General features: G+C 60.2%; 18 protein-coding genes and 1 pseudogene. 12 read left to right on the top strand and 7 right to left on the bottom strand.

The window, feature by feature from the left end; genetic code table 11:
* Nucleotides 1–70: 70 nt before the first annotated feature.
* The 3 genes and pseudogenes from FGA82_RS15735 to FGA82_RS15725 form a co-directional block, all read left to right on the top strand.
* Nucleotides 71–1,465, top strand: a pseudogene (locus FGA82_RS15735) (MFS transporter); the annotation flags it as partial.
* 11 nt (nt 1,466–1,476) lie between these two features.
* The gene (gene garD, locus FGA82_RS15730) at nt 1,477–3,030 is read left to right on the top strand and encodes a galactarate dehydratase (RefSeq protein WP_095119494.1); all 1,554 of its coding nucleotides are present in this window, start codon (nt 1,477–1,479) and stop codon (nt 3,028–3,030) included.
* Between the two features lie 263 nt (nt 3,031–3,293).
* On the top strand, nt 3,294–4,235 hold the full coding sequence (locus FGA82_RS15725) for an AEC family transporter (protein ID WP_134174578.1): 942 nt from the start codon (nt 3,294–3,296) through the stop codon (nt 4,233–4,235).
* 84 nt (nt 4,236–4,319) lie between these two features.
* Here FGA82_RS15725 and FGA82_RS15720 read toward each other — a convergent pair whose 3' ends face one another.
* The 6 genes from FGA82_RS15720 to gatC form a co-directional block, all read right to left on the bottom strand.
* On the bottom strand, nt 4,320–4,697 hold the full coding sequence (locus tag FGA82_RS15720) for a carboxymuconolactone decarboxylase family protein (protein WP_141127763.1): 378 nt from the start codon (nt 4,695–4,697) through the stop codon (nt 4,320–4,322).
* The gene (locus FGA82_RS15715) at nt 4,694–5,755 is read right to left on the bottom strand and encodes a calcium/sodium antiporter (protein ID WP_141127762.1); all 1,062 of its coding nucleotides are present in this window, start codon (nt 5,753–5,755) and stop codon (nt 4,694–4,696) included. Before FGA82_RS15715 ends, FGA82_RS15720 begins: the two co-directional genes overlap by 4 nt.
* Nucleotides 5,756–5,801: 46 nt before the next feature.
* The gene (locus FGA82_RS15710) at nt 5,802–6,176 is read right to left on the bottom strand and encodes a septal ring lytic transglycosylase RlpA family protein (RefSeq protein WP_016984175.1); all 375 of its coding nucleotides are present in this window, start codon (nt 6,174–6,176) and stop codon (nt 5,802–5,804) included.
* Between the two features lie 145 nt (nt 6,177–6,321).
* Nucleotides 6,322–7,767, bottom strand: coding sequence for an Asp-tRNA(Asn)/Glu-tRNA(Gln) amidotransferase subunit GatB (gatB, locus tag FGA82_RS15705; protein WP_141127761.1), 1,446 nt, complete (start codon nt 7,765–7,767; stop codon nt 6,322–6,324).
* Between the two features lie 10 nt (nt 7,768–7,777).
* Entirely contained in the window at nt 7,778–9,229 is a 1,452-nt protein-coding gene (gene gatA / locus FGA82_RS15700; protein ID WP_095119488.1) for an Asp-tRNA(Asn)/Glu-tRNA(Gln) amidotransferase subunit GatA, read from the bottom strand.
* Nucleotides 9,230–9,245: 16 nt separating this feature from the next.
* The gene (gatC, locus tag FGA82_RS15695) at nt 9,246–9,533 is read right to left on the bottom strand and encodes an Asp-tRNA(Asn)/Glu-tRNA(Gln) amidotransferase subunit GatC (protein ID WP_007901429.1); all 288 of its coding nucleotides are present in this window, start codon (nt 9,531–9,533) and stop codon (nt 9,246–9,248) included.
* Nucleotides 9,534–9,744: 211 nt separating this feature from the next.
* Here gatC and mreB point away from each other — a divergent pair, with 211 nt between their 5' ends.
* The 8 genes from mreB (at nt 9,745) to tldD (ending at nt 20,955) form a co-directional block, all read left to right on the top strand.
* The gene (mreB, locus tag FGA82_RS15690) at nt 9,745–10,782 is read left to right on the top strand and encodes a rod shape-determining protein MreB (RefSeq protein WP_002555108.1); all 1,038 of its coding nucleotides are present in this window, start codon (nt 9,745–9,747) and stop codon (nt 10,780–10,782) included.
* A 141-nt stretch (nt 10,783–10,923) separates the two neighbouring features.
* The gene (mreC, locus tag FGA82_RS15685; protein ID WP_141127760.1) at nt 10,924–12,066 is read left to right on the top strand and encodes a rod shape-determining protein MreC; all 1,143 of its coding nucleotides are present in this window, start codon (nt 10,924–10,926) and stop codon (nt 12,064–12,066) included.
* Nucleotides 12,066–12,557: a rod shape-determining protein MreD gene (gene mreD / locus FGA82_RS15680; RefSeq protein WP_077571118.1), complete on the top strand. Its 492-nt coding sequence runs from the start codon at nt 12,066–12,068 to the stop codon at nt 12,555–12,557. Before mreC ends, mreD begins: the two co-directional genes overlap by 1 nt.
* A 37-nt stretch (nt 12,558–12,594) precedes the next feature.
* Nucleotides 12,595–13,191 (top strand): Maf family protein, encoded by a 597-nt coding sequence (locus FGA82_RS15675; RefSeq protein WP_141127759.1) that lies wholly within the window; start codon nt 12,595–12,597, stop codon nt 13,189–13,191.
* Between the two features lie 58 nt (nt 13,192–13,249).
* Nucleotides 13,250–14,707, top strand: coding sequence for a ribonuclease G (gene rng, locus FGA82_RS15670; RefSeq protein ID WP_007915369.1), 1,458 nt, complete (start codon nt 13,250–13,252; stop codon nt 14,705–14,707).
* Nucleotides 14,708–14,782: 75 nt separating this feature from the next.
* Entirely contained in the window at nt 14,783–18,589 is a 3,807-nt protein-coding gene (locus FGA82_RS15665) for a YhdP family protein (RefSeq protein ID WP_141127758.1), read from the top strand.
* Nucleotides 18,590–18,647: 58 nt separating this feature from the next.
* Complete coding sequence (locus FGA82_RS15660) at nt 18,648–19,508, top strand: carbon-nitrogen hydrolase family protein (RefSeq protein WP_141127757.1); 861 nt, start codon at nt 18,648–18,650, stop codon at nt 19,506–19,508.
* Between the two features lie 4 nt (nt 19,509–19,512).
* Nucleotides 19,513–20,955, top strand: coding sequence for a metalloprotease TldD (gene tldD / locus FGA82_RS15655; RefSeq protein ID WP_034154473.1), 1,443 nt, complete (start codon nt 19,513–19,515; stop codon nt 20,953–20,955).
* Between the two features lie 90 nt (nt 20,956–21,045).
* On the opposite strand, the gene yjgA is transcribed toward tldD, so the two are convergent.
* Nucleotides 21,046–21,570: a ribosome biogenesis factor YjgA gene (gene yjgA, locus FGA82_RS15650; protein WP_007915377.1), complete on the bottom strand. Its 525-nt coding sequence runs from the start codon at nt 21,568–21,570 to the stop codon at nt 21,046–21,048.
* A gap of 108 nt (nt 21,571–21,678) precedes the next feature.
* Between yjgA and pmbA the strand changes: the two genes are divergently transcribed.
* The gene (gene pmbA, locus FGA82_RS15645; protein ID WP_141127756.1) at nt 21,679–23,025 is read left to right on the top strand and encodes a metalloprotease PmbA; all 1,347 of its coding nucleotides are present in this window, start codon (nt 21,679–21,681) and stop codon (nt 23,023–23,025) included.
* Nucleotides 23,026–23,114 lie beyond the last annotated feature (89 nt).

Raw genomic sequence — 23,114 nt, 5'->3', positions numbered from 1 at the left:
GATCAAAAGATCGCAGCCTTCGGCAGCTCCTACAGGGAACAGATGCAAGACCAAAGAAGATTCACCCGCGCATAAAAATAATCAGTGGGAGTACCTCTACATGCAATCCTCCAAGCCGACTCACGTCCGCTATTTGATCCTGCTCATGCTGTTTCTGGTGACCACGATCAACTATGCCGACCGCGCCACGATCGCCATCGCCGGCTCCAGCCTGCAAAAAGATCTGGGCATCGACGCAGTTACCCTCGGCTACATCTTCTCCGCCTTCGGTTGGGCCTACGTGGCCGGGCAAATTCCCGGTGGCTGGCTGCTCGATCGCTTCGGCTCGAAAAAAGTCTATGCGTTGAGCATTTTCACCTGGTCGCTGTTCACCGTGCTGCAAGGCTTTGTCGGTGAATTCGGTATGTCCACGGCGATCGTCGCGCTGTTCATGCTGCGCTTTTTGGTCGGTCTGGCTGAAGCGCCATCCTTCCCCGGTAACGCGCGCATCGTCGCCGCTTGGTTCCCGACCGCTGAACGCGGCACCGCTTCGGCGATCTTCAACTCGGCGCAATATTTTGCCACCGTGTTGTTCGCACCGCTGATGGGCTGGATCGTTTACTCCTTCGGCTGGGAGCACGTGTTCATTGTCATGGGCCTGTTCGGCATCGTTTTCTCGGGGATCTGGCTGAAGGTTATCCACAGCCCGCGCCAACACCCGATGGCCAACGAAGCAGAAGTACAGTTCATCGCCGACAACGGCGGCATGGTCGACATGGACGTCAAGCAAGGCAAAAAAGCCGACGGTCCGAAGTGGGATTACATTCGTCAGTTGCTGACCAACCGCATGATGCTCGGCGTGTATCTGGGCCAGTACTGCATCAACGGCATCACTTACTTCTTCCTGACCTGGTTCCCGGTGTACCTGGTGCAAGAGCGTGGCATGACCATTCTCAAGGCCGGTTTCATTGCCTCGTTGCCGGCGATTTGCGGTTTCATCGGTGGCGTGCTCGGCGGGGTGATTTCCGATTACCTGTTGCGTAAAGGCCACTCGCTGACCTTCGCCCGTAAAGCGCCGATCATTGCCGGTCTGCTGGTTTCCAGCAGCATCGTCGCCTGCAACTATGTCGATGTTGAATGGATGGTCGTTGGCTTCATGGCTCTGGCCTTCTTCGGTAAGGGCGTTGGCGCATTGGGTTGGGCGGTGGTCTCCGACACCTCGCCAAAACAGATCGCCGGTCTGAGCGGTGGCCTGTTCAACACTTTCGGCAACATCGCTTCGATCACCACGCCGATCGTGATTGGCTACATCATCAGCTCCACCGGTTCGTTCAAATGGGCGCTAGTGTTCGTCGGTGCCAACGCACTGGTGGCGGTGTTCAGCTATCTGGTCATCGTTGGCCCGATCAAACGTGTGGTACTCAAAGAGCCGCCAACCCATGGCGGTACTGAAGCCACCGGCAAATTGTCTCAAGCGCATTCCTGAGGAGCGGCGTCATGCAGTTGATTGAACATTCCGACTCGCCGCGCCACATCCGCCTGCACGAGCGGGACAACGTGGTGGTAGTGGTCAACGACCAGGGCGCACCGGCCGGCACTGAGTTTGCCGATGGCCTGGTGACGCTGGAATTTGTGCCGCAGAGCCACAAGGTCACTCTCGAAGACATTCCCGAGGGCGGCCAGGTGATTCGCTACGGTCAGGTGATTGGCTACGCGTTGCAGCCGATCCGCCGGGGCAGTTGGGTCAAGGAAGATCAACTGCGCATGCCGACCGCGCCGCCGCTGGACAGCTTGCCGCTGTCCACCGACGTGCCGGACGCGCAGGCACCGCTGGAAGGCTTCACCTTCGAGGGTTATCGCAACGCTGACGGTACCGTCGGCACGCGCAATATTCTCGGCATCACCACCACCGTGCAGTGCGTTACCGGCGTGCTTGATCACGCGGTAAAACGCATCAAGGAAGAACTGCTGCCGAAGTACCCGCACGTCGATGACGTGGTGGCGCTGACTCACAGTTACGGCTGCGGCGTGGCGATTACTGCCACCGACGCCTACATCCCGATTCGCACCGTGCGCAATCTGGCGCGCAACCCGAACCTCGGTGGCGAAGCGTTGGTGATTAGCCTGGGCTGCGAGAAATTGCAGGCCGGGCAGGTGATGCACGAGGACGATGCGTCGGTGGATCTCAGCGATCCGTGGCTGTATCGCTTGCAGGATTCCAGTCATGGCTTCACCGAGATGATCGAGCAGATCATGGAACTGGCTGAAGTGCGCCTGAAGAAACTCGATCAGCGCCGCCGCGAAACCGTGCCGGCGTCCGAGTTGATCCTCGGCATGCAGTGTGGCGGCAGCGATGCGTTTTCCGGGATCACCGCCAACCCGGCGCTGGGCTACGCTTCGGACTTGTTGTTGCGCGCGGGGGCGACGGTGATGTTTTCCGAAGTCACCGAAGTGCGCGATGCGATTTACCTGCTGACTTCACGTGCCGAAAGCAAAACCGTTGCCGAGGAATTGGTGCGTGAGATGGACTGGTACGACCGTTACCTGGCCAAGGGTGAAGCAGATCGCAGCGCCAACACCACGCCGGGCAACAAGAAGGGCGGGCTGTCGAACATTGTCGAGAAGTCGCTGGGTTCGATCGTCAAATCCGGCAGCAGCGCGATCAATGGCGTGCTCGGCCCGGGCGAGCGCTTCAAGCAGAAGGGTCTGATTTTCTGTGCGACGCCGGCGAGCGATTTTGTCTGCGGGACGTTGCAGTTGGCGGCGGGGATGAACCTGCATGTGTTCACCACCGGGCGTGGCACGCCGTATGGTTTGGCGATGGCGCCAGTGGTGAAGGTCTCGACGCGTACGGAATTGGCGCAGCGTTGGCCTGATCTGATCGACATCGATGCCGGGCGGATTGCTACAGGGCGCGCGACCATCGAGGAGTTGGGTTGGGAGTTGTTTCACTACTATCTGGATGTGGCGAGCGGCAAACAGCAGACGTGGGCGGAGAAACACAAGCTGCATAACGACATTACGTTGTTCAACCCGGCGCCGATTACCTGATGCGTGACCGGCCTGGCCCTCACCCCAGCCCTCTCCCGGAGGGAGAGGGGGCCGACCGAGTTGTCTGGCGCTGTACATCGACCTGAAATATCGAGTTGATTATGGCCTGCTACAGGCAGTTCTGGATTCAGCGATGTCATTTCAGGTCGGTGAAATTATTGAATATCCCGCGGTCAGTCCCCTCTCCCTCTGGGAGAGGGTTAGGGTGAGGGGCTTTTGCTTTATCATTGGCCCCTAACGACGCTCACCCAAGGCTCCCCGGCATGCTGGCAATCTTCCTCGAAACCCTGAACATCACCGCGCCGGTGTTTGCCATGCTGTTTCTCGGTGTGCTGCTCAAGCGCATCGACTGGATCAACGACAACTTCATCCACACCGCCTCGTCGCTGGTGTTCAACGTGACCATGCCGGCGTTGCTGTTCCTCGGCATTCTGCATGCCGACCTGCACGCCGCACTGCAACCGTCCCTGCTGATCTACTTCTCCCTCGCCACGCTGGTGAGCTTTGCCGTGGCCTGGGGCTGGGCGATTTTCAAATGCCCGCGTGAAGATCGCGGCATCTACACCCAGGGCGCCTTTCGCGGTAACAACGGTGTGATTGGTCTCGCGTTGGCGGCGAGCATGTACGGCGATTACGGGATTTCCCTCGGGGCGATTCTCGCGGCGCTGGTGATCCTGTTTTACAACACCCTGTCGACCATCGTGCTGGCGGTGTACAGCCCGGTGATCAAGTCCGATCCGTGGAGCATCTGCAAAAGCGTGTTCAGCAATCCACTGATCATCAGCGTGATTGCGGCGGCGCCGTTTGCCTATTTCAAGATCGGTTTGCCGGGCTGGCTGGAGACCTCAGGTCAGTATCTGGCGCAGACTACGTTGCCGCTGGCGCTGATCTGCATTGGCGGCACGCTGTCACTGGCGGCGCTGCGCAAGAGCGGCAATATGGCGCTCAGCTCCAGTCTGGTGAAGATGATCGGTTTGCCGGTGCTGGCGACGCTGGGGGCGTGGTTGTGGGGCTTTCGCGGCGCGGAACTGGGGATTCTGTTTCTGTATTTCGGCAGCCCGACGGCAGCGGCGAGTTTCGTCATGGCCCGGGCGGCGCAGGGCAATCATGAGCTGGCGGCGGCGATTATCGTGATGACCACATTGATGGCGGCGATTACCACCAATGTCGGGATTTTCGTTCTGCAGTGGGGTGGGTGGATATAAAGGCAAGATCAAAAGATCGCAGCCTGCGGCAGCTCCTACAGGAGACCGCATTTCCATGTAGGCGCTGCCAAAGGCTGCGATCTTTTAGCTTTTCTCGTAACTGTCGATCACTTCCTGCGCCGCGCGAAACGCATCAATCGCCGCCGGCACGCCGGCATACACCGCGCAATGCAGCAGCGCCTCACGAATCTCGTCCACGGTGCAGCCATTGTTCAGCGCACCGCGCACATGGCCTTTCAACTCCTGCGGGCACTTCAATGCGGTCAGCGCGGCGAGGGTGATCAGGCTGCGGGTTTTCAGCGGCAGACCTTCACGATTCCACACGCCACCCCAGGCATGTTCATTGACGAAATCCTGCAACGGTTGAGTGAACTCGGTGGCGTTGCCTAGCGCGCGATCAACAAACGCATCGCCCATTACCTGGCGGCGGATTTCAACCCCGGACTTCTTCGATTCGGTCATGGCATATCCCTCTTGTGGTGTTGGCGGCGCCAGGCGCGAATCGACGTGAACAGCAGAAACGTCAACAGCGTCGGCAAGACATAAAACAGCATCAGCCGCTCAAGCTTGCCGGCCAGCGGCATGCCAGTGGTGAACGACACCACGTGCAGCCCGTACGCCAAATACAAACCGAGCAACAGCAAACCTTCGGCGCGCGTTACCCGATAGCCGGAATAGAACACCGGCAGGCACAGCGCGGCGACGCCGAGCATCACCGGCAGGTCGAAATCCAGTGCGTTCGGCGACACCGACAGCGGCGTCGGTGCGATCAATGCGGTCAGGCCGAGTACCCCGAGCAGATTGAACAGGTTGGCGCCGATCACGTTGCCGACGGCGATATCGCGTTGCCCGCGCAATGCGGCGATCAACGACGTGGCCAGTTCCGGCAGGGAGGTGCCGACAGCGACAACGGTCAGACCAATGACGCGCTCGGAAAATCCAAGATCAGTTGCCACCACCACGGCAGCTCCGAGCAGAAGATGTCCGGCGAAAACCAGCATCGCCAAACCGACAATGATCATCAGCGAACTGCCGATCCACGACGCTTGGGTTGTTTCAACTCGCTCCGTATGCGGGCGCGTCGAGTGCCGCGACTGGCGCAACAGCAAGCCGAGATACAGCGCCAATGCGCCCAACAACAGAATGCCGTCGAAGCGTCCGATCTCTTCATTCCACGCCAATACAAACACCAGCAGACTGGCGCCGATCATCAGCGGAATATCGAGTCGCACCAGTTGCCGCGAGACACGCAGAGGAATGATCAGTGCTGACAAACCTAGGGTGACGAGGATATTGAAAATGCTGCTGCCGACCACGCTGCCAACGGCGATGTCCGGGTTGTGCGCCAATGCGGCTTGCAGGCTTACGGCCATTTGCGGCGCGCTGCTGCCGAGGGCGACGATGGTCAGGCCGATGATCAGCGGTCGCACATGCAGACGCGCCGCCAGGCGCACCGCCGCACGCACCATCAGTTCGGCGCCGAAGATCAGCAGGCACAGGCCGGCGAGCAGTTCGATCACGCTGATCAGGGGTAAGTCGGCTAATCCGAAAATGGTCAGCGCTCCATCAATCGTCGAGGGCCTGCACGCGAACCCGTGCGGTGCCGCTGCGCAGCATGCCGAGTTGTTCGGCGGCCTCGCGGGACACGTCGATCAGGCGTCCACGGGTATGCGGGCCACGGTCATTGATGCGGACCACGACGGATTCATCGTTTTTCAGGTTGGTGACCTTCACCCGTGTGCCAAAGGGTAGCTGGCGGTGGGCGGCGGTCAGGGAATTCTGGTTGAACGCTTCGCCGCTGGCGGTGCGTTTACCGTGGTGCTTTGCACCGTAATAGGAAGCGACGCCGGTCTGGTCGTAGCCGTGCGGGTCGATGGTGTCGGTGCTGGCGCAACCGGCCAGTAAAGAAAGCAGGGCGCAGGCGCCGAGCAGACGTTTCATTCAGATACTCCAAAGTGATCGTTCCCACGCTCCAGCGTGGGAATGCATCCCGTGACGCTCTGCGTCACACCGCAATGGACGCGGAGCGTCCGGGGCGGCATTCCCACGCAGAGCGTGGGAACGATCCCCGAGCGCGGGGCCGGAATCAGCCTTCGAGCTTGCTTTTCAGCAGTTCGTTCACTTGCTGCGGGTTGGCTTTGCCTTTCGACGCTTTCATCGCCTGGCCGACAAAGAAGCCGAACATCTTGCCGCGTTTGGCTTCGTCAGCCGCACGATATTGTTCAACCTGCTCGGCGTTGGCCGCGAGCATTTCGTCCAGCACTGCCGAGATCGCACCGCTGTCGGTAACCTGCTTCAGGCCACGCTTTTCGATGATCTCGTCCGCGCTGCCTTCGCCGTTGGCCATCCCTTCGAACACCACTTTGGCGATCTTGCCGGAGATGGTGTTGTCCTTGATGCGCTGCAGCATGCCGCCCAACAGTTCAGCGGAAACCGGCGATTCGTCGATGTCCAGGCCTTGCTTGTTGAGCAGGCTGCCCAACTCGACCATCACCCAGTTCGCCGCCAGTTTGGCGTCGCCGCCGATGGCTGCGACTTTCTCGAAGTAGTCCGCTTGCTCACGGCTGGTGGCCAGCACGTTGGCGTCGTACGCCGACAGACCGAACTGGCTCTGGAAGCGCTCGCGTTTCTGCGGAGGCAGTTCCGGCAGGGTGGCGCGCACCTCGCCGAGGAACGATTCTTCGATAACCACCGGCAGCAGGTCCGGATCGGGGAAGTAACGGTAGTCGTTGGCTTCCTCTTTCGAACGCATCGGGCGGGTTTCGTCCTTGTTCGGATCGTACAGACGGGTCTGCTGGATCACTTTGCCGCCGTCTTCGATCAGCTCGATCTGACGCTGGATCTCGGAGTTGATCGCCTTCTCGATGAAGCGGAACGAGTTGACGTTCTTGATCTCGCAGCGCGTGCCGAATTCAACCTGGCCTTTCGGACGGATCGACACGTTGCAGTCGCAACGCAGCGAGCCTTCGGCCATGTTGCCGTCGCAGATGCCCAGATAACGCACCAGCGCGTGGATCGCCTTGACGTAAGCCACGGCTTCCTTGGCGCTGCGCATGTCCGGCTCGGAAACGATTTCCAGCAGCGGCGTGCCGGCACGGTTCAGGTCGATGCCGGTGGCACCGTTGAATTCTTCGTGCAGGCTCTTGCCGGCGTCTTCTTCCAGGTGCGCACGGGTGATGCCGACACGTTTGACGGTGCCGTCTTCCAGCGCGATGTCCAGGTGGCCCTTGCCAACGATCGGCAATTCCATCTGGCTGATCTGGTAGCCCTTCGGCAAGTCCGGATAGAAGTAGTTTTTACGCGCGAACACGTTGTGCTGACCGATCTCGGCGTCAATCGCCAGACCGAACATCACCGCCATGCGCACCGCTTCCTGGTTCAGCACCGGCAGAACGCCGGGCATGCCCAGATCGATCAGGCTGGCCTGGGTGTTCGGCTCGGAGCCGAACGTGGTGGAACTACCGGAAAAGATTTTCGACCGGGTGGTGAGCTGAGTGTGAATCTCCAGCCCGATCACGACTTCCCATTGCATGTGTGTCTCCTCAGAAGCCGGTTGGGGTGCGGGTGTGCCAGTCAGTATTGAGCTGATACTGGTGCGCAACGTTGAGCAAACGGCCTTCCTGGAAATACGGCGCGAGCAGCTGCACGCCCACCGGCAGACCGTCGACAAAACCGGCCGGCATCGACAGGCCCGGCAGGCCCGCGAGGTTGGCGGTGATGGTGTAGACGTCTTCCAGGTAGGCAGCAACCGGGTCGCTGTTCTTCGCGCCAAGCTTCCAGGCCGGGTTCGGCGTGGTCGGGCCAAGGATGATGTCGACTTCATTAAAGGCAGCCATGAAATCGTTCTTCACCAGGCGACGGATTTTCTGCGCTTTCAGGTAGTAGGCGTCGTAGTAACCGGCGGACAGCGCGTAGGCACCGACCATGATCCGGCGCTGCACTTCCGGGCCGAAGCCTTCGCCACGGGAGCGCTTGTACAGGTCGATCAGGTCTTTCGGTTGCTCGCAACGGTGGCCGAAACGCACGCCGTCGAAACGCGACAGGTTGGAAGAGGCTTCTGCCGGGGCGATCACGTAGTACGCCGGAATCGCGTGCTGCATGTTCGGCAGGCTGATTTCCTTGATCACGGCACCGAGCTTCTGCAGCTCTTTAATGCTGTTCTGGATCAATTCGGCGATGCGCGGGTCGAGACCGGCGCTGAAGTATTCCTTTGGCACGCCGATGCGCAGGCCTTGCAGCGAATCGCCCAGGCTTGCGGAGTAATCCGGCACGGGCTCATCGATGCTGGTGGAGTCGTTCTGATCGAATCCAGCCATACCTTGCAACAAAATTGCGCAGTCTTCGGCCGTGCGCGCCAACGGGCCACCCTGATCGAGGCTGGAGGCGTAAGCGATCATGCCCCAGCGCGAAACACGACCGTACGTCGGTTTCAGGCCGGTGAGGTTGGTGAACGCCGCCGGCTGACGGATCGAACCGCCAGTGTCGGTGGCCGTCGCCGCTGGCAACAGACGAGCGGCAACCGCCGCCGCCGAACCGCCGGACGAACCGCCCGGTACGTGTTCCAGGTTCCACGGGTTTTTCACCGCGCCGTACCAGCTCGACTCGTTGGCCGAACCCATGGCGAATTCGTCCATGTTGGTCTTGCCCAGAGTTACGGCACCGGCAGCCGCCAGTTTCGCGACCACGGTGGCGTCGTACGGAGCTTTGAAGTTGTCGAGCATCTTCGAGCCGCAGCTGGTGCGAATGCCCTGGGTGCAGAACAGGTCTTTATGAGCGATCGGCGCGCCGAGCAAGGCGCCGCTCTCACCGTTGGCGCGGCGGGCATCGGCGGCTTTCGCCTGCTCGATGGCCAGCTCTTCGGTGAGGCTGATGAAACTGTTGAGCTGCGGATCGAGCTGGGTGATGCGCGCCAGCAGGACTTTGGTCAGCTCTTCGGAGGAAAACTTTTTATCGGCGAGACCGCGGGCGATCTCGGCCAGAGTCATTTGATGCATTGCAGGCTCTTTCCCTTTAGTCGATGACTTTCGGAACCAGATACAGGCCGTTTTCGACCGCTGGTGCGATGGACTGGTAGGCCTCGCGGTGATTGGTCTCGGTCACAACGTCGGCGCGCAGGCGCTGACTGGCTTCCAGCGGGTGGGCCAGAGGCTCGATTCCGTCGGTATTAACAGCCTGCATTTCGTCGACCAGACCGAGAATGCTGTTGAGGGCGGAAGTAATGTGTGGAAGATCGGCATCATTGAGGCCAAGGCAGGCCAGATGAGCGATTTTTTCCACGTCGGAGCGTTCTAGCGCCATCGGGATTCTCCAGTGGAAAACAGAACGGACGGCGTCCGTGTGTTAGATTGTCGGAACACTACCGCACTTCTACGGTCATAAGGCCGCGATTGTGGGGCTTGGTGCACAGAAAAGCGGCCAATTTAACATATTGGCGCCTTGCCCAAAATCCCTGTCGTTGTTAGAGTTTGCCGCACTTTTTTACCCACGCGTTGCCTAGGGTCCCTTTCCCATGTTCAAGAAACTGCGTGGCATGTTTTCCAGCGATCTTTCCATTGACCTGGGCACTGCCAACACCCTTATTTACGTGCGCGAGCGCGGTATCGTCCTGAATGAGCCATCGGTTGTGGCCATTCGGACACACGGTAACCAGAAAAGTGTCGTTGCTGTCGGCACCGAGGCCAAGCGCATGCTCGGCCGTACGCCGGGCAATATTGCTGCCATTCGTCCGATGAAGGACGGCGTGATCGCCGACTTCAGCGTTTGCGAAAAGATGCTGCAATACTTTATTAACAAGGTTCACGAAAACAGCTTTCTGCAGCCTAGCCCTCGTGTGCTGATCTGCGTTCCATGCAAATCCACTCAGGTTGAGCGTCGTGCCATCCGTGAATCGGCCCTTGGTGCCGGTGCCCGTGAAGTGTTCCTGATCGAAGAGCCAATGGCTGCTGCGATCGGTGCCGGCCTGCCGGTCGAAGAAGCACGCGGTTCGATGGTCGTGGATATCGGTGGTGGTACCACTGAAATCGCGCTGATTTCCCTGAACGGTGTGGTCTATGCCGAATCCGTGCGCGTTGGCGGCGACCGCTTCGACGAAGCGATCATCACCTACGTGCGTCGTAACTACGGCAGCCTGATCGGTGAATCCACCGCTGAGCGCATCAAGCAGGAAATCGGCACGGCCTACCCGGGCGGCGAAGTTCGCGAAGTCGACGTTCGTGGTCGCAACCTGGCCGAAGGCGTTCCACGCGCATTCACCCTGAACTCCAACGAAGTGCTGGAAGCTCTGCAAGAGTCCCTGGCAACCATCGTTCAGGCTGTGAAAAGTGCCCTGGAGCAATCGCCGCCGGAACTGGCTTCCGACATCGCCGAGCGTGGCCTGGTGCTCACCGGTGGTGGCGCGCTGCTGCGTGACCTCGACAAGTTGCTGGCCCAGGAAACCGGTCTGCCAGTCATCGTTGCCGAAGATCCGCTGACCTGTGTTGCTCGCGGCGGTGGCCGTGCATTGGAAATGATGGATAAGCACACCATGGACCTGCTCTCGAGCGAATAAGTCGCCGGGTGCAATACGTGGGTGAGCGCGCAGGCAGCACTTTGCAGTGCTGCCTGTTGGCGTTTATCTTCTGTCAGTCTTCATCCAGGCCGGTTTGATGCCGTATGAATAAACAGAACATTTGCCTGGGAGGAGCGGCTTATTAAACCGCTTTTCGCCAAAGGCCCTTCGTTGGGTGTGCGCCTGTTGGTGCTGGCCGTGCTGTCGGTCGCACTGATGGTGGTCGATGCCCGCTTCGACCTGCTCAAGCCTGCGCGCAAACAAGCGTCGCTGGTGTTGATGGACGCCTACTGGATCACTGACCTGCCCGGACGGCTGTGGGAAGGGATTGCCAGTCAGTTCGGCAGTCGCACCGAACTGGTCGCCGAAAACGAAAAACTCAAGACCGAAAATCTGCTGTATCAGGGTCGCATGCAAAAGCTTGCTGCACTGACCGAGCAGAACGTTCGGCTGCGCGAGTTGCTCAATTCCTCTGCGCTGGTCAATGAAAAGGTCGAAGTGGCCGAGTTGATCGGCATGGACCCCAACCCCTTCACGCATCGCATCATCATCAATAAAGGTGAGCGCGACGGCGTGGTACTGGGGCAACCGGTGCTCGATGCGCGCGGTCTGATGGGGCAGGTGGTCGAGTTGATGCCTTACACTTCCCGTGTATTGCTGTTGACCGATACCACCCACAGCATTCCTGTGCAGGTGAACCGCAACGGCTTGCGTGCGATTGCCAGCGGCACCGGTAACCCGGAGCGTCTGGAATTGCGTCACGTCGCCGACACGGCCGATATCAAGGAAGGCGATCTGCTGGTGAGCTCCGGTCTCGGCCAGCGATTCCCGGCCGGTTACCCGGTCGCCACGGTGAAGGAAGTGATCCACGATTCCGGTCAGCCGTTCGCGATCGTCCGCGCCGTGCCGACTGCCGCACTCAATCGCAGCCGTTACCTGCTGTTGGTATTCAGCGACAACCGCACCGCCGAAGAGCGCGCCAACGATGTCGCGCAAGCACAGGAAAATCTTGATGCCTTTGGCGGCGGCCCGATTGTTCCGGCCACTGTGCCGAAAACGGTGACACCGCCTGCAGCTGCTGCGACAACGCCAGCAACGCCTGCCGCACCGGCCGCTGCAGCCAGCACCACACCGGCCAAACCCGCTGCCAGTAAACCGCCAGCGGCTGCCAAACCACCGGCAGCGACGCCGACGGCCAGCAAACCTCCAGCTGCCCAGCCCGCTGCACGACCTGCGGCGAAACCGCCTGTCGGTGCGCCGGCGACAACCGGGAGACAAGAATAATGGTCGGGGCTACCGCATCGCGAAACGGCTGGATTGTCTGGCTGACGTTTCTCATCGGCATGCTGCTCAGCGTCTCGCCGTTGCCGCAATTCATGGAAATCCTGCGTCCGCTATGGCTGGCACTGCTCCTGACATTCTGGGCGCTGTACATGCCGCAAACGGTCGGCATGGTCACAGCGTTCTGTCTGGGCCTGGCTGAAGACGTGCTCTACGGCACGCTGCTGGGCCAGAACGCGTTGATCCTGACGCTGATAACCTTCCTCGTGCTGTCATTGCAACAACGCCTGCGGATGTTCCCGATGTGGCAGCAATGCCTGGTGATTCTGGTGATCTTCGGCCTCGCGCAACTGGTGCAGTTGTGGCTCAGTGCCTTGACCGGTAACCGTCAGCCAACCCTGGCGCTGGTGCTACCGGCGCTGGTCAGTGCCTTGCTTTGGCCGTGGGTCAGCTTTGCCCTACGCGGATTGCGCCGACGCTACAAAATAAATTGAGCCGGTGAAGCTGGGCACTGAACAGGGAGATGTTTTGATGAAGCCGCTTTACCTCGCCTCCGGATCGCCGCGCCGCCGTGAATTGCTCACGCAGATAGGCATTGCGTTCTCCGCCATCAGTGCGGATATCGACGAAACTCCATTACCCGAAGAATCGCCGTCGGCCTATGTCGAGCGTCTGGCGCGCGGCAAGGCCGAGGCCGGGCGTCGCACAGTCGTGTCCGCTCAGCCATTCTGCGTGCTGGGTGCCGACACCGCCGTGGTGCTGAACGGCAAAATTCTTGGCAAACCGGTGGACGAAGCCGACGCATGCGCCATGCTGATGATGTTGTCCGGCAAGGAGCACGAAGTGCTGACCGCCATCGCTGTGCTGGAAGACGAGCGCTGCGAGTCGCGGGTGGTGCACAGTCTGGTGCGGTTCCGCCCGATCAGCAGTGAAGAGGCCGCTGCCTACTGGGCCAGTGGCGAGCCGCGGGACAAGGCCGGCGGTTATGGCATTCAGGGGCTCGGCGCGGTGTTTGTCGCGGGGCTCAACGGCAGCTACTCGGCAGTGGTCGGGCTGCCGGTTTGCGAAACCGCAGAACTGTTGGGCCATTTCGGCATACCCTGTTGGCAAAACCTGAACGCGCAATAAGCGTCGTACGAATCCAGATGCGGCCATTATCGTGAACACGCCTGAACGAGATCCTGCCATGAGTGAAGAGATTCTGATCAACATCACGCCGATGGAGTCGCGCGTGGCGGTGGTCGAAAACGGTGTGCTGCAAGAAGTCCACGTCGAGCGCACGCAAAAACGCGGGATCGTCGGCAACATCTATAAAGGCAAGATTGTCCGGGTGCTGCCGGGCATGCAGGCAGCATTCGTCGACATCGGCCTGGATCGCGCGGCATTCATTCATGCTGCAGAAATCTCTCTGCGTGAAGGCCCGGCGGTGGAAAGCATCAGCGCGCTGGTGCATGAAGGCCAGAGCCTGGTGGTGCAAGTCACCAAGGATCCGATCGGCTCGAAAGGCGCGCGGTTGACTACGCAGCTGTCGATCCCGTCGCGCTATCTGGTGTACATGCCACGCACCGCCCACGTCGGCATCTCGCTGAAAATCGAAGACGAAGCCGAACGCGAACGCCTCAAGCAAGTGGTCAGCGATTGCGTGGCCAAAGAGGGGATCAAGGAGGCCGGCGGTTTTATTCTGCGCACCGCCGCCGAAGGCGCTGGCGCCGATGAAATCCTCATGGACATCCGCTACCTGCGCCGCCTGTGGGATCAGATCAACGAACAGATCAAAACCATCGCCGCGCCGAGCGTGATTTACGAGGATCTCGGTCTGGCGTTGCGTACGCTGCGTGATCTGGTCAACCCGAAGATCGAGAAGATCCGCATCGATTCCCGGGAAACCTTTCAGAAAACCACGCAGTTCGTCGCCGAACTGATGCCGGAAATCGCCGATCGTCTGGAACATTACCCGGGTGAGCGGCCGATTTTTGACCTGTACGGCGTCGAAGATGAAATCCAGAAAGCCCTCGAACGCAAGGTGCCGCTGAAATCCGGCGGCTATCTGGTGGTCGATCCGGCGGAAGCCATGACCACGATCGATGTGAATACTGGCGCCTTCGTCGGCCATCGCAACCTCGAAGAAACCATCTTCAAGACCAATCTCGAAGCGGCCACCGCGATTGCCCGGCAGATGCGCCTGCGCAATCTGGGCGGGATCATCATCATCGACTTCATCGATATGGAAGATGAGGAACACCAGCGCCAGGTGCTGCGCACGTTGGAAAAACAGCTGGAACGTGATCACGCCAAGACCAACATCATCGGCATTACCGAGTTGGGTCTGGTGCAGATGACTCGCAAGCGCACCCGTGAAAGTCTCGAGCAGGTGCTGTGCGAACCGTGCAGCAGTTGCCAAGGGCGCGGCAAACTGAAAACCGCGGAAACCATCTGTTACGAGATATTCCGCGAGATCCTCCGTGAAGCGCGTGCCTATCAGGCCGAGGGTTACCGGGTACTGGCGAACCAGAAAGTCGTCGATCGCTTGCTCGATGAAGAATCCGGTAACGTCGCCGAGCTTGAAGGGTTTATCGGTCGCACCATACGCTTCCAGGTGGAAACCATGTATTCCCAGGAACAATATGACGTGGTGCTGCTCTGATCCCCTGCGTCACGTTTATTCCACCGCGGCTGGCCTCAGCTTTTCGCAGTATTTTTGCCATGGGAGCCATCTGACATGGAGCGTCTGACACGCATTCTGGCCGCACTCACCCGTTGGGGGCTGGGCCTGTGCGCGTTGGTTCTGGTGTTGATGGCGTTATATGTCAGTCTCGGCCGCGAACTGACCCCGCTGGTGGCTGAATACCGCGCCGACATCGAAGACAAGGCCAGCGCCGCCCTTGGTATGCCCTTACAGATCGGCGAACTTGAAGGCAACTGGAGCGGTTTTGCGCCGATCCTGCTGGCTCATGACGTTATGGTCGGGGCTGGTGCCAATGCGTTGCGTCTGGACCGCGTGCGAGCGGTGCCGGATCTCTGGGCCAGTCTGTTGGCTCGCGAAGTGCGCATTGCCCACCTTGAACTCAACGGCCTGAAAATCAGCCTCAAGGAAGCCGAGGACGGCACCTGGGCACTGGAAGGTCTGCCGGTGCAAGACGATCAGCCGCTCGATCCGCAGCAACTGTTCAATCGCTCGCAGATGATTCAACAACTGTCGGTGCTCGACAGTCAGGTGACCTTGCAGCCGCAGGATCACGCGCCGCTGACGCTCACCTATGTCGGCCTAAATCTGAAAACCGGCGCCAGCCGTCAGCGGCTCGATGCGCGTTTGACCTTGCCCGATGGCCAGCCTGTTGCGTTGAGTCTGCGTACGCGAATTCGCCCGGAGCAATGGCAGGACAGTGTGGTGGAGGGGTATGCCAGTCTGCCGCAAAGCGACTGGTCGAAGTGGCTGCCGGAACGTCTGACCCAACAGTGGAATTTTTCCGAGATCAAGGCTGGCGGCGAACTTTGGGTCAATTGGGCCAAGGGCACACTGCAAAGTGCGGCGCTCCGTTTGAACGCGCCGCAACTGACCGGCGCTTACGCCGAGCGCAAGCCGATCCAGATCAATAATCTGGCGCTTAACGCCTACTACGAGAACAGCGCCGAGGGCGCGACCGTTACCCTCGATTCGCTGGCGATGAGTTTCGGTGAAAACCGTTGGGAGTCGCATGTACAGATGAAGCAGACACGCGCGACCGACAAGGTGGACGAGCTCTGGCACTTGCAGGCGGATCGTCTCGATCTGACCCCGATCACTCCACTATTGAACGCTTTGGGGCCGCTGCCGCAAGGATTCGCCACCGCCGTCGATCATCTGAAGGTCACCGGTGGCCTGCGTAACGTGCTGCTGGATTTTCGCCCCAACGCCACCGATGGCAACAAATTCAGTTTCGCCACCAATCTGGATAACGTCGGTTTCGACGCCTATCACGGCGCTCCGGCAGCACGAAACGTCAGCGGCAGCCTCAGTGGCAACCTCGACGGTGGCGAGTTGCGCATGGACAGCAAGGATTTTGTCCTCCACCTCGATCCGATTTTCGCCAAGCCATGGCAGTACATTCAGGCCAACGCACGCCTGACCTGGAAACTCGATAAAGACGGCTTCACCCTGATCGCTCCATACCTGAAGGTGCTCGGCGAGGAGGGCAAGATTGCCGGCGATTTCCTGATTCGCCTGCATTTCGACCATAGCCAGGAAGATTACATGGACCTGCGCGTCGGTCTGGTCGAGGGCGATGGTCGCTATACGGCCAAATACCTGCCCGAAGTCTTGAGCCCGGCGCTCGACGAGTGGCTGCGTACGGCAATCCTCAAAGGTGCGGTCGATCAGGGCTTCTTCCAGTATCAGGGTTCGCTGAGCAAAAATGCCGGTGAGGCCGACCGCAGCATCAGCCTGTTCTTCAAGGTGCACGACGCCGAACTGGCCTTCCAGCCGGGCTGGCCGCACGTGAGCAAGGTCAGTGGCGACGTGTTCATTGAAGACAGTGGCGTGCGGATCTGGGCCGACAAGGGCCAATTGCTCGACACACAGGTCAGCGATGTATTCGTCAACATTCCCCACGTACCGGCCGGGCAACACACGCACATGTATCTCGATGGCGCGTTTGCCGGTGGCCTCGGTGATGGCCTGAAAATTCTTCAGGACGCACCGATCGGCACGGGTGAGACCTTCGCCGGTTGGGAAGGGGCTGGGGATCTGCAAGGCAAGCTCAAGCTCGATATCCCGTTGGACAAGGGCGGCGACCAGCCGAAAATTCTTGTCGACTTCAAAACCGCCAATGCGCGGTTGAAACTGGCTGAGCCGAAGCTGGAGCTGACTCAACTCAAGGGCGATTTCCGTTTTGACAGTGCCAAAGGACTCAGCGGGCAGAACATCGCAGCGCGCGCATTCGACAAACCGGTGACTGCGCAGATCTTCGCCGATGGCAGCCCCGGCAAGCTCAAGACCCGGGTCGCGGCATCCGGGCAGGTCGAAGTGAAGAAACTCACCGACTGGCTGGGTGTGACGCAGCCATTGCCAGTGTCAGGGACGATTCCGTATCAGCTGCAGTTGAGTCTGGACGGTGCTGACAGCCAGTTGATGGTCAGCTCCAGCATGAAAGGTGTGGCGGTGGATCTGCCGGCACCGTTCGGCATGGCGGCGGATGTCGGGCGCGATACTGTGTTCCGCATGACGTTGCAGGGGCAGGAGCGGCGTTACTGGGTCAATTACGACCAACTGGCCAATTTCACCTTTGCCGCGCCGCCGAGCAATTTTGCCGAGGGCCGTGGCGAACTGTTCCTCGGTTCTGGCGAAGCGGTGCTGCCGGGCGCCAAAGGCTTGCGGATTCGCGGGGTACTCTCGGAACTGGATGTCGCGCCGTGGCAGGATCTGGTCAACAAATACGCCGGGCAGGATCCGGGCGGCAGCGCCAAGCAATTGCTCAACAGTGCTGATTTCAAGGTCGGCAAGCTCACGGCATTCGGAACGACGCTGGATCAGGCATCGGTTCAAGTCAATCGCAAGCCGGGCACGTGGAATCTGACCCTCGACAGCCAGCAGGCCAAAGGCTCGGCGAGCCTGCCGGACGCCAAGGGCGTACCGATTACGGTGAGTCTGCAATACGTGAAACTGCCGGCGCCGGACCCGACGGTTCAGGCTGACGAGAATTCGCCGGATCCGTTGGTGTCGGTCGACCCGACGAAGATTCCGGCACTGGATATCACCGTCAATCAACTGTTTCTGGGACCGGATCTGGTCGGCGGCTGGTCGTTGAAGGTACGGCCGACTGCCAAAGGTATCGCCCTGAACAATCTCGACATGGGCCTCAAAGGCATCCTGTTGCAGGGCAACGGCGGCTGGGAAGGCACGCCGGGTGCGACCAACAGCTGGTTCAAGGGCCGGATCGGCGGCAAAAACCTCGCCGATGTCCTCCAGGGCTGGGGTTTTGCCCCGAGCGTGACCAGCGAAGAATTCCACATGGACGTCGATGGCCGTTGGCCGGGCTCGCCGGCATGGCTGGCGACCAAGCGCTTCTCCGGCACCCTCGATGCGTCGTTGAACAAAGGCCAGTTCGTTGAAGTGGAGGGTGGTGCACAAGCGTTGCGGGTGTTTGGGCTGCTCAACTTCAACTCTATCGGCCGGCGTTTGCGTCTGGACTTCTCCGATCTGTTCGGCAAAGGCTTGAGCTACGACCGGGTCAAAGGCCTGCTGGTGGCAAACAATGGCGTTTATGTCACCCGTGAACCGATCCGCCTGACCGGCCCTTCGAGCAACCTCGAACTGGACGGCACGCTGGATCTGGTCGGCGACAAGGTCGACGCAAAGTTGCTGGTGACCTTGCCGGTGACCAACAACCTGCCCATCGCTGCGCTGATTGTCGGTGCACCGGCGGTTGGCGGTGCGTTGTTCCTCATCGACAAGTTGATCGGTGACCGTGTGGCGCGCTTTGCCAGTGTGAAGTACACCGTCAAAGGCCCTTGGAAAGAGCCGAAAATCACCTTTGACAAGCCTTTTTGAACAGCCAGCCCCTGAACCGATGGAGTAGCATGGCCGCATACCTCTTGCGGAGTTCGCCATGTCTTTAGCGGTGATTCAAATGGTCAGCCAGAGCGACGTGCTGGCCAATCTGGTCCAGTCCCGGCGCCTGCTCGAGCAGGCTGCGGCCGGCGGTGCGAAGCTCGCGGTGCTACCGGAAAATTTCGCCGCCATGGGCCGTCGCGACATCGCTGATATCGGCCGCGCCGAAGCAGTGGGCGAAGGACCGATCCTGCCATGGTTGAAACAGACCGCCCGCGACCTCAAGTTATGGATAGTGGCCGGTACTTTGCCGTTGCCTCCAGTGGGGCAGCCGACGGCCAAGGTCAATGCCTGCTCGCTGCTAGTCAATGATCAGGGCGAAATCGTTGCCCGCTATGACAAGTTGCATCTGTTCGATGTCGATGTAGCGGACAATCGCGGCCGTTACCGCGAATCCGATGACTATGCTTATGGCAGTGGCGTGGTGGTTGCCGACACGCCGGTGGGCAAACTCGGTCTGACCGTGTGTTACGACTTGCGCTTTCCGGAGCTGTACAGCGAGTTGCGCGCTGCCGGTGCTGAACTGATTACTGCACCGTCAGCCTTTACTGCGGTGACCGGCGCAGCGCATTGGGATGTGCTGATTCGCGCGCGGGCCATCGAGACACAATGTTATGTGCTGGCCGCAGCCCAGGGCGGGACCCATCCAGGACCGCGGGAAACCTTTGGCCACGCGGCGATTATCGACCCGTGGGGCCGCGTGCTGACGAGTCAGGATCAAGGCGAAGCGGTGTTGTTGGCCGAGCGCGACAGTATTGAACAAGCGTCCATCAGGGCGCGAATGCCGGTGACCAGTCATCGGCGGTTTTTCTCGCAGGGCGCACAGCGTCCTGCTTCAGAACACGAATTTAAGGCGTAAACCTATGAGCGAGTTGTTGTCCTCAGTCAGTGACCACCTGTTGGCGCCCGGTGGCGTGACGATCGAGAGTCTGCAAGGCGTGCTCGGTGATCTGGCCGGTCCTGGCATCGATGCCGCCGACCTGTATTTCCAGGGGCAGATTTCCGAGTCGTGGGCGCTGGAAGACGGCATCGTCAAGGAAGGCAGCTTCAACCTCGACCAGGGTGTCGGCGTCCGCGCGCAGTCCGGTGAGAAAACCGGTTTTGCCTACAGCAACGCGATCACGCTCGAGGCCCTCGGCGCAGCGGCCCGTGCCGCGCGCTCGATCTCCCGCGCCGGGCAGAACGGCACCGTGCAGGCGTTCACCACGCAGGATGTCGCGCAGCTGTACGCGCCGGATAATCCGTTGGAAGTGTTGAGCCGCGCCGAGAAAGTCGAGCTGCTCAAGCGCATCGATGTGGCTACCCGTGCACTCGACCCGCGCATTCAGCAGGTCAGCGTCAGCATGGCCGGCGTCTGGGAGCGGATTCTGGTGGCGTCCACCGATGGTGGGCTGGCAGCGGATGTACGCCCGCTAGTGCGTTTTAACGTCAGCGTGATCGTTGAGCAGAATGGCCGCCGCGAGCGCGGCGGGCATGGCGGCGGCGGGCGTACCGATTACCGTTATTTCCTCGCCGAAGACCGCGCCATGGGCTATGCCCGTGAAGCGTTGCGTCAGGCGCTGGTGAATCTGGAAGCGATTCCTGCACCGGCCGGTACGTTGCCGGTGGTACTGGGCTCGGGCTGGTCTGGCGTGCTGCTGCACGAAGCCGTCGGTCACGGTCTGGAAGGCGATTTCAACCGCAAGGGCAGCTCTGCCTACAGCGGGCGCATGGGCGAAATGGTTGCCTCGAAGCTCTGCACCATTGTCGATGACGGTACCTTGAGCGGCCGTCGCGGCTCGCTAAGCGTTGATGACGAAGGCACACCGACCGAGTGCACTACGCTGATCGAAAACGGCGTACTCAAGGGCTACATGCAGGACAAGCTCAACGCGCGCCTGATGGGCGTGGCCCGCACCGGTAACGGTCGTCGTGAGTCCTATGCGCATCTGCCGATGCCGCGAATGACCAACACATACATGCTCGGTGGCGAAAGCGATCCGGCGGAAATCATTGCTTCGGTGAAGAAAGGTATCTACTGCGCCAACCTCGGCGGCGGTCAGGTCGATATCACCAGCGGCAAGTTCGTATTCTCCACCAGCGAGGCGTACCTGATCGAAGACGGCAAGATCACTGCGCCGGTCAAAGGCGCGACGTTGATCGGCAACGGCCCTGAGGCGATGAGCCGGGTATCGATGGTCGGTAATGATCTGGCGCTGGACAGCGGTGTGGGCACGTGCGGCAAGGATGGGCAATCGGTGCCAGTAGGCGTGGGTCAGCCGACGCTGAAAATCGATGCGATCACCGTGGGTGGCACGGGCGCATAAGAAACGTGTGTAGGAGCTGCAGCAGGCTGCGATCTTTGTTTTTAGAATCAAAAGATCGCAGCCTTCGGCAGCTCCTACAGGGGCGAGATATCAACGCAGACCGCGTTGAGTCTCGTCCAGCTCACGGATGTACTTGAAGATCTTGCGGCTGGAAGCAGGAGGTTTGTTTTGCGCAACCTCGTGCTGAGCCTGACGGATCAGGGAACGCAATTGCTGGCGATCGGCGTCCGGGTACTCGACGACGAATTTCTCCAGCACGGCATCGTCGCCCGCGATCAGGCGATCACGCCAGCGTTCGAGATTGTGGAAACGCTCGTTGTACTGGCGAGTCGAGGCATCGAGTTGATCGAGCAAGGTCAGAATCGCGTCAGTGTCCTGATCGCGCATCAGTTTGCCGATGAACTGCAGGTGCCGTTTACGCGCGATGTTCGCGGTGTGCTTGGGCGCATCGGCCAGAGCCCGGCGCATGGCGTCGGTCAGTGGCAGTTTTGCGATCAAGTCAGGCTTGAGTGTTGTCAGGCGCTCGCCGAGGTCAACCAGAGCATGCAGCTCGCGTTTGACCTGAGATTTGCTTTTTTCTCCCGTATCGAGGGAGTCGTCGTAAGAATCAACCATGGTGGCAGTCCGCAAAGAAACGCCGCCATGATAACCAGTCGGGGGCCGCTTGTCCGGCCCGGTCGCTCGATGACCCTAGCCGAAAGCAGAATTTGAGTGGAGATGAGCATGAGTGCAGTTCAAAGCGTCGGCCCGCAGGCATTGCCGGCACTGCAGGAACAAGTCGAGCAGATCATCGCCGAAGCCAAGCGTCAGGGCGCCAGCGCCTGCGAAGTAGCCGTGTCGCTCGAGCAGGGTCTGTCGACCTCGGTGCGTCAGCGCGAAGTCGAAACGGTCGAGTTCAACCGTGATCAGGGCTTTGGCATCACGCTGTATGTGGGGCAGCGAAAAGGCTCGGCCAGCACCTCTGCCACCGGACCGGACGCCATTCGCGAAACTGTCGCGGCCGCTTTGGCGATTGCCAAACATACCTCGGAAGACGAAGCCTCGGGTCTGGCTGACGCTGCGCTGATGGCCCGCGAGCAGCAGGATTTCGATCTGTTCCATGAATGGGATATCACTCCGGAGCAAGCCATCGAGAAAGCTCTGCTCTGTGAGGCGGCAGCATTCGACGCCGATTCGCGGATCAAGAACGCCGATGGCACCACGCTCAGCACCCATCAGGGCTGCCGCGTTTACGGCAACAGCCACGGTTTCATCGGCGGTTACGCGTCGACCCGGCACAGCCTGAGCTGCGTGATGATCGCCGAGGCCGATGGCCAGATGCAGCGCGATTACTGGTACGACGTGAGCCGTCAGGGCCAATTGCTGGCCGATCCGGTGAGCATCGGTCAGCGTGCTGCGCAACGGGCGGCAAGCCGTCTGGGCGCCCGCCCGGTGCCGACCTGTGAAGTGCCGGTGCTGTTTTCCGCAGAGCTGGCGGGCGGTTTGTTTGGCAGTTTCCTCTCGGCGGTATCCGGTGGCAGCCTGTATCGCAAATCGTCGTTCCTTGAGGGCTCGCTGGGGCAGAAGCTGTTTCCGGAATGGCTGACCATTGACGAGCGTCCGCATTTGATGCGTGCGATGGGTAGCGCTTCGTACGACGGTGACGGTCTGGCGACTTACGCCAAACCGTTCGTCGAAAAAGGCGAATTGGTGTCGTACATCCTCGGCACTTACTCCGGACGCAAACTGGGTATGCCGAGCACCGCTAACGCGGGTGGCGTGCACAACCTGTTCGTCACCCATGGCGACGAAGACCAAGCGGCGCTGTTGAAGCGCATGGGCCGTGGCTTGTTGGTCACCGAATTGATGGGCCATGGCTTGAACATGGTCACCGGCGACTATTCGCGCGGGGCGGCGGGTTTCTGGGTCGAGAACGGTGAAATCCAGTTCGCGGTGCAGGAAGTCACCATCGCCGGCAACATGCGCGACATGTTCAAGCAGATCGTTGCGGTGGGTAATGACCTGGAGCTGCGCAGCAACATTCGCACCGGTTCGGTGTTGATCGAGCGGATGACAGTGGCGGGTAGCTAAGCTCCAACCGTGACAAAAAAGGCGCGCCATCTACTCGGATGGCGCGCCTTTTTCATGTCTGGCACAAATCTCCTGTGGGAGCGAGCTTG

It is taken from the genome of Pseudomonas fluorescens, assembly GCF_005938625.1.
GTDB lineage: Bacteria > Pseudomonadota > Gammaproteobacteria > Pseudomonadales > Pseudomonadaceae > Aquipseudomonas > Aquipseudomonas fluorescens_BD.
This window is presented reverse-complemented; position numbering and strand designations above follow the sequence as displayed.

Bases quoted from the DNA above. Each gene is read 5' to 3' on its own strand.
- garD (WP_095119494.1), top strand. From the start codon at position 1,477: ATGCAGTTGATTGAACATTCCGACTCGCCGCGCCACATCCGCCTGCAC.
- FGA82_RS15725 (WP_134174578.1), top strand. From the start codon at position 3,294: ATGCTGGCAATCTTCCTCGAAACCCTGAACATCACCGCGCCGGTGTTT.
- FGA82_RS15720 (WP_141127763.1), bottom strand. From the start codon at position 4,697: ATGACCGAATCGAAGAAGTCCGGGGTTGAAATCCGCCGCCAGGTAATG.
- FGA82_RS15710 (WP_016984175.1), bottom strand. From the start codon at position 6,176: ATGAAACGTCTGCTCGGCGCCTGCGCCCTGCTTTCTTTACTGGCCGGT.
- gatB (WP_141127761.1), bottom strand. From the start codon at position 7,767: ATGCAATGGGAAGTCGTGATCGGGCTGGAGATTCACACTCAGCTCACC.
- gatA (WP_095119488.1), bottom strand. From the start codon at position 9,229: ATGCATCAAATGACTCTGGCCGAGATCGCCCGCGGTCTCGCCGATAAA.
- gatC (WP_007901429.1), bottom strand. From the start codon at position 9,533: ATGGCGCTAGAACGCTCCGACGTGGAAAAAATCGCTCATCTGGCCTGC.
- mreB (WP_002555108.1), top strand. From the start codon at position 9,745: ATGTTCAAGAAACTGCGTGGCATGTTTTCCAGCGATCTTTCCATTGAC.
- mreD (WP_077571118.1), top strand. From the start codon at position 12,066: ATGGTCGGGGCTACCGCATCGCGAAACGGCTGGATTGTCTGGCTGACG.
- FGA82_RS15675 (WP_141127759.1), top strand. From the start codon at position 12,595: ATGAAGCCGCTTTACCTCGCCTCCGGATCGCCGCGCCGCCGTGAATTG.
- rng (WP_007915369.1), top strand. From the start codon at position 13,250: ATGAGTGAAGAGATTCTGATCAACATCACGCCGATGGAGTCGCGCGTG.
- FGA82_RS15665 (WP_141127758.1), top strand. From the start codon at position 14,783: ATGGAGCGTCTGACACGCATTCTGGCCGCACTCACCCGTTGGGGGCTG.
- FGA82_RS15660 (WP_141127757.1), top strand. From the start codon at position 18,648: ATGTCTTTAGCGGTGATTCAAATGGTCAGCCAGAGCGACGTGCTGGCC.
- tldD (WP_034154473.1), top strand. From the start codon at position 19,513: ATGAGCGAGTTGTTGTCCTCAGTCAGTGACCACCTGTTGGCGCCCGGT.
- yjgA (WP_007915377.1), bottom strand. From the start codon at position 21,570: ATGGTTGATTCTTACGACGACTCCCTCGATACGGGAGAAAAAAGCAAA.
- pmbA (WP_141127756.1), top strand. From the start codon at position 21,679: ATGAGTGCAGTTCAAAGCGTCGGCCCGCAGGCATTGCCGGCACTGCAG.